General features: G+C 55.1%; 8 protein-coding genes and 1 pseudogene. 8 read left to right on the top strand and 1 reads right to left on the bottom strand.

The annotated features are described in order from the left end of the window. Positions 1 to 539 precede the first annotated feature (539 nt). The 6 genes and pseudogenes from FEE96_RS20065 to FEE96_RS20040 form a co-directional block, all read left to right on the top strand. Positions 540 to 1,043: pseudogene (locus FEE96_RS20065) on the top strand (arginase family protein); the annotation flags it as partial. Between the two features lie 26 nt (positions 1,044 to 1,069). Continuing rightward, a complete protein-coding gene (locus tag FEE96_RS20060; protein ID WP_138164901.1) occupies positions 1,070 to 2,260 on the top strand; it encodes an amidohydrolase in 1,191 nt (396 codons plus the stop codon). Beyond that, positions 2,253 to 3,374 carry an alanine racemase C-terminal domain-containing protein gene (locus FEE96_RS20055; RefSeq protein WP_138164900.1) on the top strand — a complete coding sequence of 374 codons (1,122 nt, stop codon included), beginning with the start codon at positions 2,253 to 2,255 and terminating at the stop codon, positions 3,372 to 3,374. The genes FEE96_RS20060 and FEE96_RS20055 overlap by 8 nt, the downstream gene beginning before the upstream one ends. Positions 3,375 to 3,682: 308 nt before the next feature. After that, the gene (locus tag FEE96_RS20050; RefSeq protein WP_138164899.1) at positions 3,683 to 4,165 is read left to right on the top strand and encodes a MarR family winged helix-turn-helix transcriptional regulator; all 483 of its coding nucleotides are present in this window, start codon (positions 3,683 to 3,685) and stop codon (positions 4,163 to 4,165) included. After that, a complete protein-coding gene (locus FEE96_RS20045) occupies positions 4,156 to 5,202 on the top strand; it encodes an efflux RND transporter periplasmic adaptor subunit (RefSeq protein WP_138164898.1) in 1,047 nt (348 codons plus the stop codon). The genes FEE96_RS20050 and FEE96_RS20045 overlap by 10 nt, the downstream gene beginning before the upstream one ends. A gap of 10 nt (positions 5,203 to 5,212) precedes the next feature. Beyond that, positions 5,213 to 8,254 (top strand): efflux RND transporter permease subunit, encoded by a 3,042-nt coding sequence (locus FEE96_RS20040; RefSeq protein ID WP_138164897.1) that lies wholly within the window; start codon positions 5,213 to 5,215, stop codon positions 8,252 to 8,254. Between the two features lie 6 nt (positions 8,255 to 8,260). Here the strand turns inward: FEE96_RS20040 and FEE96_RS20035 are convergent, their stop codons facing one another. Beyond that, positions 8,261 to 9,295 carry an AraC family transcriptional regulator gene (locus FEE96_RS20035; RefSeq protein ID WP_138164896.1) on the bottom strand — a complete coding sequence of 345 codons (1,035 nt, stop codon included), beginning with the start codon at positions 9,293 to 9,295 and terminating at the stop codon, positions 8,261 to 8,263. A 188-nt stretch (positions 9,296 to 9,483) separates the two neighbouring features. Here FEE96_RS20035 and FEE96_RS20030 point away from each other — a divergent pair, with 188 nt between their 5' ends. Further along, complete coding sequence (locus FEE96_RS20030; protein WP_342770987.1) at positions 9,484 to 11,187, top strand: acyl-CoA dehydrogenase family protein; 1,704 nt, start codon at positions 9,484 to 9,486, stop codon at positions 11,185 to 11,187. Positions 11,188 to 11,319: 132 nt separating this feature from the next. Further along, a complete protein-coding gene (locus FEE96_RS20025) occupies positions 11,320 to 12,126 on the top strand; it encodes a crotonase/enoyl-CoA hydratase family protein (RefSeq protein WP_138164894.1) in 807 nt (268 codons plus the stop codon). Positions 12,127 to 12,179: the final 53 nt, after the last annotated feature.

Genomic DNA, 12,179 nt, shown 5'->3' with positions numbered 1-12,179 from the left:
TCTGCGTATCGCAGTATCCGCAGCTTACGTTGAATCTCGCGTTGATCCTTGTTCATGAACATCTCCTTCTTCCCAAATCTGGGAGGTTAAAGGAAATGTCCCGCGAGTAACGGCATTTCTACAGGTTCATCTTGGCGATTAAGACAATTTAAGAGACTTGTTTTTCTCTGTATACTTTGGCCCGACGGTATACTCTGGCAGGTCGAGCGAAGCATCCGGCATAGACGTCGTGAAAATAATCTGATGTTCACATTCTGTTCGTTTGCTTAGTTTGAGTATTAGACGTTGGAAATTTTTACTCCGAGATTCTGTCATACCTTTGTCTTCAATGTTGTCCATCAACAGGAATTTTGGATATTTCATCCTTGAATCCCTGCAAGACGCGAAAAGAATTGCAAGATGAAATGCATTCTTGATAACGGTTCGGGAGCTAGCTGAATAACCACGCTTTTCATTTACTACCACTTCGTTATCCCCGAAATGGAAATTCACCGATTCTTGAGTAACTGCTTCAATGTCGCTTTGTAGAAATGCCGTTACTCGCGGCAGAACGCCTGCGCGCGGCTGGATTGCGCCCAGCAATTGTTGATGTCGATGTCCATCACGGCAACGGAACTCAGGGCATTTTTTATGAACGCGACGATGTGCTGACAGCATCAATTCATGCCGATCCAGATCGGTTCTATCCGTTCTTTTGGGGACATGCGCAGGAACGCGGCGAGGGTCGTGGACTTGGTTGTAATCTCAATCTGCCTTTGGCGCGCGGTACCGATGACGAGGGTTTTCTAAAGGCGCTTGGAACCGCGCTTGAGCGGGTGTCGATGCATGGTGCGGATGTACTGGTTGTTGCATTGGGGCTGGACGCCTCGGTTGATGATCCTTTTCAAGGGTTGGCGGTGACGCAAGACGGTTTTGCCCGCATTGGGGCTGCATTGGCGGGTCATGGTCTACCAGTGCTGTTTGTGCAAGAAGGTGGCTATCTCAGTGATAGTCTGGGGATCAATCTGACGCGTGTTTTGGACGGATACCAAACCACTGTTTAAGGTTTCAGGACGTGAAAGGATAACACATGGCATTTGCCCTGTTGGATGAACAGATTACCCAATTGGTCGCGTTGCGCCGTGCCTTGCACCAAAAGCCTGAAGTGTCGGGAGAAGAAGAACAAACAGCAGCCCGCATTGTGCAAGAGCTTGAGCGGGCAGGGGCTGACCACATCTGGACTGGGCTTGGTGGTCACGGAGTTGCTGCGGCGTTGATTGGGGCGCAAGGCGGTCCAACTGTCATGATACGTTGTGAGCTGGATGGTTTGCCCATTCAGGAGGTGTCAGATGTGCTTTATCAATCAAAGGTTGAGGGTAAGGGACACCTTTGCGGTCATGACGGGCACATGGCGATGGTACTCGGCGTAGCCTTGGCCTTGGCAAAGCGCCCTAAACGAGGGCGGGTGATCCTGCTGTTTCAGCCAGCCGAAGAAACGGGAGCAGGGGCCGCAGCAGTGCTCGCCGATCCGCGCTGGCCTGAGATCAAGCCTGACTATGCATTTGCCTATCACAACGTTCCGGGCCGTCCCTTGGGGCAGATTGGCTTGTGCAGGGGGACTAGCAATTGCGCGTCGCGGGGACTGAAGATTGCATTCACTGGTCGGACCTCGCACGCAGCTGCGCCCGAAGATGGTGTATCGCCTGCGTCTGCGATGGCGGAACTGATGCAAACATTGCCAGAGATCGGAACGGGGGGCGAAATGCATGCCGATTTCGCTCTGGCAACACTGACACATGCCAGCTTGGGTGAACCAAGCTTTGGTATTTCCCCGGGCTCCGGCGAGTTGCGCGTTACACTGCGCAGTCAAACAGATCGACGCATGGAACGGATGGTCTCTGATGTGGAAACACGGGTTGCTGCAGCGCTCGACAGGCTGAGCGTTCTCTCTGCGGACACCTCCTGCCATGAGGTGTTTCTGGCAACTGTAAATACAGACGAGGCAGTCGAAATCGCAGCACAGTCTGCAACAGAGTTGGGCTTGGAACAGTGCGAGATGATCACCCCAATGCGCTGGTCCGAGGACTTTGGTCGCTTCGGGCTGGACGGTGCAAAGTCGGCGATGCTCTTTATCGGATCGGGGGAAGATCAGCCACAGTTGCACAACCCAGATTTTGACTTTGCTGACGCGCTTATCCCAATTGGAGTTTCGCTGTTTGTCGAGATTGTCGACCAGATCCTTTCAGATCCTAGTCAAGCCAACATTTCGCCAAATGGCTGACGCGGCAATTGAGAGTTCTTGGTGTGAGATTTCGGTACCAAAAATTGCAGGAAACCTGCTGAGCACCCTCAAGCGAATGCCAGACAACACACAGCTTTGTGCCGTCGTTAAGTCGGATGCCTACGGGCATGGGATTGAAAATGTGGTGCCGTTGCTGATGGAACAAAATATCGGCTACATTGGAATTTCCTCAAACGCCGAAGCGCGTGCCGTACGTAATGCTGGTTTTGTAGGTAGATTGTTACGGTTGCGGACGGCCACGCCGCAGGAAATTAAGAGCGCCTTAGGTGATCGCATAGAGGAAATGTTTGGGGGGGCAGCAGCTGTGCGGTCGCTGATTGAGACCTTGGGTCAAGAGGCTCTTCCAAAGTTGCATATCTCATTGAACGCGGGTGGTATGTCCCGCGACGGGCTAGAGCTTTCAACGGCACGTGGCCGTGCAGGCTTTTTTGAGATTTTGGAACTGGTTCCCGATCAGATTGTTGGATTGTGCACACATTTCCCGTCAAATGAACCAGTAGAGCTGGCTGAAAGCATTCAGCGCTTTCATGATGACCAAGCTTGGATATTCTCCAATAGCGATCTGCGACGACAAGATATTCTGGTTCATGCCGGTAGCACGCTAACGCTACACTCAGGGCAGGACCCAAAAGCTGATATGATGCGATGCGGGGCTATCTTGTATGGCATCGCGGGCCCGCGCCCCGATTTCCAATCGGCTCTCGTTTTGAAATCCCGGGTGGTCAGCATCGGGGATTACCCTAAGGGGAGTACTATAGGCTATGACCGGTCCTGTTGCCTGAGCGAGGACAAGGTGCTGGCCAGTATCGCATTGGGTTATGCAAACGGGTATTCGCGCCGGTTTTCAGGCGGCGGCGAGGTCCTGATCAGGGGGCAACGCTTACCGGTGATGGGCAAAATTTCAATAAATACGATAGTCGCAGATGTCACCAGCCTACCTGCAATTGATGTTGGAGATGAGGTGGTTGCCTTTGGCCAGCAGGGGGATCAGGTGATCAGCTCTGTCGCAATTGAAGACCTTGCTGGGACAATTATGGCCGACCTATTCGTTGATTGGGGCCAGCGAAATGCACGTGTCGTCACCCAGAACTAGCGGTCGGAGCCCGGCTCAGTTTAGGGCACTTTCTGAACCATCTCTCGTTCCATATGTGTGGCTCCCATTCCGCAAATTGCTGCGAAGCCAGATCGCGCTCGGCTGAAACGTTTAGCGCCCACTTGCCCAATAGGATGGCTGCTCGTTGCGGGCTTGGCTGTAGATTGCTTTGTGGAATGGTGGATGAAGCGTTTGGGTTGGTGATTTGTGTGCGACGGTTCACACATGTGCACAATACATATTTACTTCTCAATTCGTAAGGTTCAGAAGTCGAAGTAAGTTGCTGTGATGCCAATGCGAGAAGAACTATGAGTTTGGATGAAACTGACACGGCGTTTCAGGCGCTAACGATGGAAATTCGTGCTATTTTGGGCGTTTTTGCACTCTACGGGAAGTTGGACGACAGCATCGAAAAGATGAATGACGATCCAAAACTTGCCAAAATGGAGCGTCGCATGATCATCCGGTTGGACCGTCCCAGACGTATGGGGTTGCTTGCACAGATGATGTTGACCGTTCCGTCTGCAGTGACTGCCTCGGCTGATAGCCTTGAAGCAAAGGGTCATTTACAGCGGAGACGGGATCCAAGTGACAAGAGGGCCTGGCTGCTGGAGTTGACTGACAGTGGCGAGGACATACGTCGCGAGATGGAACAGATGGCGGGCGTGATGTTCCGAGAAGCCTCCGGGTTGAACGAAGAAGAAATACAGATCTTTTCGGTGCTGGCCGGAAAAATCTATGACAACGTAATTAAAACTGGCCTGCCGGAAGGACTAAAAGCATGCGATTGATGACAACCCTGTCGGCGGTTCTGGCGGCGACATTGATGGCCGCGCCTGTGATGTCTGTGGCCGAAGCGCTTCCAAAACCGGTAAAGCTGATGACCACGGAAACTGGGGAAGCCCATCTGGAACGCCAGTTTTTTGGACAAGTTGCGGCCAAACAAACGGTCGATCTGGCATTTCAAGTTAGTGGTCAAATCCTCAAGTTTCCGGTGGCTGAAGGAATTATTGTGCCGACCGGCGCATTGATTGCCGAGCTGGATTTAGAGCAGTTCGAACTAAAACTGGAACAGGCGAGGCTGCAAAAAGAACAGGCAGATCGTACGGTTACTCGGATGGCCAAGCTGGAAGGTACTGTAAGCAAAGTCGCAAGTGATGATGCTATTACACAGGCAGGGTTGGCGGCGATTGCGGTACGAGACGCCGAGTACGCGTTGCGGCAGGCGACGATGAGGGCCCCATTTGACGCATTAGTTTCCAGCCGGGAAGTAGCGTTGTTTACCACCGTCAACGCGGGCACACCAATTGTCCGCATGCATGACATGTCCGAATTGCACATCGAGGTGGATGTCCCCGAAATCCTATTTCAGAAATCTGAAGAAGGTGATGTCTTGGAAATTACCGCAACATTTCCCGGGCGCGATGATGAATTCCCACTGCAAATTCTAGAATTCGATGCCGAGGCAAGTAATGTCGGACAAACCTATAAGGTAACCTTTTTGTTTGAGCCGCCAAAAGACATGCAAGTGTTCCCAGGGGCCTCGACCACGGTAAAGGTCGTGGCGGATGCAGGAGAGGACATCATTTCACTGCCTGCAACGGCGCTGGTCAGCAATCCGTCGGGTCAAGTTGGCGCAATGGTGTTTTCCCCAAAGGGTGCAGATGAAGGGCGCGTGACATGGACACCGGTTGATATTGAACCCACGCAATTTGGGAATTTCCGAGTGTTGTCGGGTCTTCAAGGGGGCGAAGAGATTGTCCTTACTGGTGGGGGCGCTTTGACCGATGGCCAATCGGTGCGCCGGTTCACCGGCTTTGCGAACTGAGGGCGGCGGTATGAACATCGCACGTGCATCAATCGACAGGCCACTGTACACGTGGCTGATCATGCTGATTGCCCTATTGGGTGGGATCTGGGGGTTCACATCACTGGGGCGGCTTGAAGATCCGGCCTTTACGATCAAGCAGGTCATCATTGCCACCCAATACCCCGGTGCAACCGCTGAACAGGTGGCACTTGAGGTGTCCGAGCCTCTGGAATCGGCCATTCAAAAGATGGCCGAAGTGAAGCTGATAACCTCGATCAACCAGCCTGGGTCGTCGCTGATCGAAGTGGAAATGCAGGACATTTATGATGGTACCGAGCTGCCTGAAATCTGGACCAAGCTCCGCGCCCGGATACGGGATGCATCACGAGGATTGCCTGACGGTGTTGGGCAACCCTATGTGAATGACAATTTTGGTGATGTATTCGGCTTGTTCTACGCGGTCACGGCAGAGGGTTTTACCGATGCTGAAAAGCATGAACTGGCCACATTTTTGCGCCGTGAACTGTTGGCTGTGAATGGTGTCGCGGATGTTGAGGTCTCTGGCCTGCCAAACGAGGCGATTTTTGTTGAGCTGGATCTGGCGATTTCTGTCAACCAGAACGTCCCGATGTCTGCGATGGCAAATGCCATTGCCACCTCCAATTCGGTACGTGCTGCCGGGACCTTGGATGCGGGACCAAGTGAAACGCGCCTACTGGCGCCAGCCGGGTCCGATAGTGTGTCTGAAATTGCCGGCCTGTCTGTTGGTGCGCAGGGGGAAGTTGTCAACATCTTTGACATGGCGGCGGTGCATCGCGGTCGGACAACTGACCCGGATCTGATCATTCGCTTTAACGGTACCGAAGCGTTTTCATTTGGGATCGCTGGACTAGCGACCGAAAACATTGTCGAAGTTGGGAAGCGTGTTGATGCCAGATTGGCTGAACTGGATGCAGATATCCCTTACGGGGTTCAACTGGAACCAATCTATCAGCAGCATGTGGTGGTTGAAAAAGCGTCAAACGATTTTCTGGTCAACTTGGCCATGTCTGTGGCCATCGTAATTGCGGTTCTGGCGATCTTCATGGGATGGCGCGCTGCCATTGTTGTGGGGACCACGCTGCTGTTGACGGTTGTTGGCACACTGTTGTTCATGAAATTGTTTTCGATCTCAATGGAACGGATTTCACTGGGCGCGCTGATCATTGCTATGGGCATGTTGGTGGACAACGCAATTGTTGTGGCCGAAGGCATGCAAATCTCGATGTTGCGAGGCAAGTCTTCGCGTGATGCAGCGGATGAAGCTTCTGCCAAAACGCAAATTCCACTGCTGGGGGCAACAGTGATTGGCATCATGGCCTTTGCTGGTATTGGCTTGAGTCCGGATTCCGCGGGTGAATTCCTGTTTTCATTGTTTGCGGTTATCGCAATATCCCTGCTGCTCAGCTGGTTGCTGGCCCTGACCGCTACACCACTTCTGGGTCACTACTTCTTTAAGCAGGGGAAAGAGGGCGGCATCGATGCTTATAGCGGGCTACTGTTCCGCGCCTATGGCGGCACCTTACGGCTGGCGCTAAAGCTGCGCTGGTTGGTTGTTGTTGGTTTGGTTGCGGTCACGGTTGTTTGTTTCATTGGCTTTGGCCAGGTCAAACAACAGTTTTTCCCGAACTCGAACACACCTCTCTTCTTCGTCCATTACAAGCTGCCTCAGGGGACATCAATCCATACCACATCGGATCATTTGAAGGTATTCGAGGAGTGGTTGGCCAAGCGGGAAGATGTAGTGTCGGTGACCAGTTTTGTAGGCCAGGGGGCCTCGCGGTTCATGCTGACCTATCAGGCCGAGAAACCCAATCTCAGCTATGGCCATCTGATTATCAGGGCTCCCAGCTTGGAAGAAATTCCGGCAATTCAGGCCGATCTTGAAGCCTTTGGTCAGGCGCAATTCCCCGAAGGGGAATTTCGAACCAAGCGGCTGGTTTTTGGCCCGGGCGGAGGTGATCCGATTGAGGTGCGGTTCTCAGGGCCTGACGCAAAGATCTTGCGTCAGTTAGGGGAAGATGCCGCTGAGCGCTTGACGAAAGCATCTCCTAACATTCTGAGTGTGCGCAACAATTGGCGTGAACAAGAGCTTGTGTTGAAGCCGATATATGCCACTGACCGGGCCCAGACGGCTGGCGTTAGTCGCGAGGATATTGCCGACACTTTGATGTTCTCGACCGATGGCATCGTTGGCGGCATGTTTCGTGAACGTGAACGTTTGATCCCTATCATTCTACGGCGTCCGCTGGACGGAGCCTATAACCTGATGGATCAAGTGGTCTATTCCAGTTCAACCGGAAAATTCGTTCCGCTGGAACAGATGATTGATGGTGTTGATGTCGAAGTACAGAACACACTGGTTCACCGCCGCGACCGAGTGCCAACGTTGACCGTCAGCGCAGATATTCCCGCAGATATGACTGCTGCAACAGTGTTCAATGAGATCCACGAAGTGATTGAGGCGATGGATCTACCGCCTGGCTATAAGTTGGAGTGGGGCGGAGAACACGAGAGTGCGGCGGATGCCAATGCCAGTTTGGGTGGGCAACTGCCGCTGTCCGGACTGATCATGGTGCTGATCTCGGTGTTGCTGTTCAATGCCATTCGGCAGCCGGTCATTATCTGGCTTTTGGTGCCAATGTCGGTGAATGGTGTGGTGATTGGTCTGCTAGGTACAGGTCTGCCATTCACTTTCACCGCATTGCTGGGACTGCTTAGCCTGTCGGGAATGCTGATCAAGAACGGCATTGTGTTGGTCGAAGAGATTGATCTGGTCCGGGCCGAAGGTAAGATGATGCGCGACGCTATTGTTGAGGCCTCGGTGTCGCGCCTACGTCCGGTTATGCTGGCGGCGGTGACAACCGTACTTGGCATGGTGCCCTTACTTGGCGATGCGTTCTTTAAGTCGATGGCGGTGACCATCATGGGCGGCCTGACCTTTGCCACCGTCCTGACCCTGATCGCTGCGCCTGTGTTCTACCTGATCTTTTTTGGTCGCGAGGCCAGACGTGAAGCAAAGGCGATATGAACGAAATCAGTCAGGTGGGTCTAGTTTGTTTTGTCTTCGAAATTCTCCCGGGGTCCTGAGTGTCCACCGCTTGAATGCGCGGTAGAAGTTTGCCGATGAAGCAAATCCGATGTCTTGGGATATGGCTTCGATGCTTTTGGTGCCGTGCGCCAGATCACGGATGGCGATGTCACGGCGCAGGCCGTCTTTGATGGCCTGAAAAGATGTTCCTTCCGCGTCCAGCCGTCGCATCAGCGTGCGGGGCGCGAGGTTCAGCGTCTGAGCCGTGCTTTCAAGATGCCCTTCCAGGTGTTCGGACAGGAGCAGGATTTCGCGGACGCGCAGCAGGATGGCGTGTTCACGGAAGCTGGTGAAAATCCAGTCTCGCGGCGCCCTGAGAAGAAAATCCTGCATCTCGGCCTCGCTGCGTGAGACGGGTAGACTGCCCAAGCGGCTATCAAAGGCGATGGATGAATTTTCCTGGGCAAAGCGTATCGGAGCGGGGAAGAGGATGGGATAATCCTCTGCAAATGCCGGTCGGTCAAACGCGAAACCCACTTCGGACAAAGGCAATTCTCGGCCCACCAGCCAGGATGAAATTCCATGCGCCAGTTTCAGCAGCAGCATGTGGCCAAACCGCTGTGGCTCCTGGGCACCGCGCGGGGACAGACGCAGGTGCAAAGTCGCGTCCTCTTTTTCGAGAGTCATGTGATGGTCGTCGAGCAGTAGGTTCCAGAAGGTGGTAAAGCGGTACAGTGCTGCCGAAAGGGAGGAGGCGCCTCGCACCGTGGTGCAGAGATGTTTGAGTGCGCCGGTCCGGATCGGGCGGCTCCAAAGCCCCATCATCTCATCACCTGTTTCGACCGCGACCAACTGGTAAAGCCGGACAATCTGGTCATGGGTGACACGGGCACTGGGGGGCTCGGTCTCGGACAGACCAGTTTGGTCCAGGAACCCTGCCAGTTGTGACGCTGGGCAATGGCGATGCAGAACCGTGAGCCAATCGGCAAGAAAGGCATGTGAAACGGTTGGCAGAATGGGGGTGTTTAGGGTGGAGGTCATCGTCACCCTCATATGCCCGATTTTGTCACTTTAGGCAAGTTTTGGGTCTGTTGTGGCGATTGCTGAGTTGAGGTGAAGTTGTCTATAGACGTTTGGTGAACCTTCAGCGTGGAGACAGCAACGTGAGTTTTGAGGCACCTACCAAAGACATGCTTTTCAATATTGAGCACCTTTCGGGGTGGTCCCGGGTGAGCAGCCTGCCGGGCCATGACGCTCTGGAACTTGGCGATGTTGCCGCCATTCTTGAGGAGCTTGGGCGCTTCTGTGTGGAAGAGATCGCCCCATTGAATGCGCCCGGGGATCGGGTCGGGTCGCAGTTTGACGCCGGGCGTGTGACCTTACCGGCCGGGTTTAAAGAGGCCTATGCGCAGTTTGTCGACATGGGGTGGCAGAGCCTGCAGCATCCGGAAGAGTTTGGTGGTCAGGGGCTGCCACGCTCGGTTGGCGCGGCCGCCACAGAGATACTCAACGCTGCAAACATGAGCTTTGCGCTGTGTCCGCTGTTGACAGATGGGGCGATTGAGGCGCTGCTGACGGCGGGGTCGGATGCAACCAAAGCCAGCTATCTGGCCAATCTTGTGTCGGGCAAATGGACCGGCACGATGAACCTGACAGAACCGCAGGCAGGCAGCGATCTGGCGCTGTTGCGGACGCGGGCTGACCCACAGGATGATGGAACCTATCGGATCACCGGCACTAAAATCTTCATCACCTATGGGGAGCACGAGCTGTCGGAAAACACCATCCATTTGGTGCTGGCCCGCACGCCGGACGCCCCGGTAGGCGTGAAAGGGATCAGTCTTTTCCTGGTTCCTAAGTTCCTTGTGACGGCGGAGGGGGCGCTGGGGGACCGCAACGCCGTTCACTGCGTCAGCATCGAACACAAGCTGGGTATTACCGCCAGCCCGACAGCTGTTCTGGACTATGAGGGGGCCACTGGCTTTTTGCTGGGCGCAGAAAACTCCGGTCTGGAGTATATGTTTGAGATGATGAACGCAGCCCGCTTTGCTGTGGGTTTGCAGGGAGTTGCCCTGGGCGAGCGCGCCTATCAACAGGCGCTTGCCTTTGCAAAGGAGCGGGTGCAAAGCCGCCCGGTTGATGGCTCCTCGCGTGAGGCCGTTGCTATTATCAACCATCCTGATGTGCGCCGGATGCTGATGCGCATGCGGGCCCTGACCGAAGGAGGGCGGGCGCTCTCTGCGTTTGCAGCGGGATGGCAGGATCTGGCGCGCCATGCTGAAACCGCCGGGGACCGTGCCGAGGCGACCGCCTTCTCGGAGTTTCTGATCCCGTTGGTCAAAGGCTTCTGTACCGAAAATGGCGTTGAAATTGCCTCAACCGGCGTTCAGATCCATGGCGGCATGGGCTTTATCGAAGAAACCGGCGCGGCGCAGCACTACCGGGATGCCCGCATTCTGCCGATCTATGAGGGCACAACAGCGATCCAGGCCAACGATCTGATTGGCCGTAAAACCCTGCGTGATGGTGGCGAAACTGCGCTGCGTTTTGCAGCGTTGATCGAGCAGACCGAGCAAGAGCTGTTGCGTGGCTCGACAACCGCGCAGACGATGGCTGCACGGCTGAGCGGTGCCCGCGAGGCCTTCTTGTCTGCAGTCAGCTATGTGCTGCAGGTCGGCAAACAGGATGCCAACGCAGCCTTTGCGGGCGGTGTTCCGTATCTGATGTTGGCGGGGAACCTGATGGCGGGGTGGCAGCTGGCCCGCTCCCTGCTGGTGGCCGAAGCAGCCCTGGCGCGTGGAGAAGATCCCGCGTTTATGACAGCCAAGATTGCCACCGCCCGGTTCTATGGTGATCACATCCTGCCTGAGACGGCTGTCCAGCGTGACCGTATTGTAGAGGGCGCTGACAGCCTGCTTTCGGCGGTGCTCTGATCGAAACATCTTCTGTCACCTGGGGATAGAAGCAGGGCGCCTCTGACGGCAGGGCACCCCTGCCAAAAACGGCCCTATGCATGTCGCCGCGAACACCTATCTGACTTCCTGTTTCCTCGAAAGGACCAAACCATGGCCGCTCATATTGATGTCTCCCGTTTTACCAATCTTGCTGTTGAGGCCCAGGATGATGGCGTCTGGGTGGTGACGCTGAACCGCCCGACAAAGCGAAACGCGCTGGATATCGACACCATCGAAGAGCTGGTAGAGTTCTTCTCTGTCGCCCCGCGTGCCGGGGTAAAGGCGGTGGTCCTTGCTGGTGCTGGCGATCATTTTTGCGCCGGTCTGGACCTGATTGAACACCATGATGCCGACCGCAGCCCGGCGGACTTCATGCATGTCTGCCTGCGCTGGCACGAGGCCTTTAACAAGATGGAATACGGTGGGGTGCCGGTGATTGCAGCCCTGCAGGGGGCGGTTGTTGGGGGTGGCTTGGAGCTGGCCAGTTCAGCCCATGTCCGGGTGATGGACCAAAGCGCCTATTTTGCCCTGCCCGAAGGGCAACGCGGTCTGTTCACTGGTGGTGGGGCAACCATCCGGGTGACGGATCTGGTAGGCAAATCGCGGATGATCGACATGATGCTGACCGGGCGGGTGTATCAGGGTCAGGAGGCGGTCGATCTTGGTCTGGCCCAGTATATCGTTGACGGATCCAGCCTGGACAAAGCCATGGAACTGGCCCGCCGGGTGGCCGAGAACCTGCCACTGTCGAACTTTGCCATCTGTTCCGCCGTCAGCCATATGCAGAACATGTCAGCGATGGATGCCGCCTATGCCGAAGCCGTGGTGGCCGGTGTGGTGAACACCCAACCCGAAGCCCGCGCCCGCCTCGCCGCCTTCGCCGACAAAAGCGCAGCCCGCGTGCGGCGCAACGACTAAGCCAATAAAGAGCGCGGCAAAACAGCCGCGCTCAACATCAAATGGGTGAACAG

This window comes from Parasedimentitalea maritima, from assembly GCF_005771405.1.
Lineage (GTDB): Bacteria > Pseudomonadota > Alphaproteobacteria > Rhodobacterales > Rhodobacteraceae > Parasedimentitalea > Parasedimentitalea maritima.
This window is presented reverse-complemented; position numbering and strand designations above follow the sequence as displayed.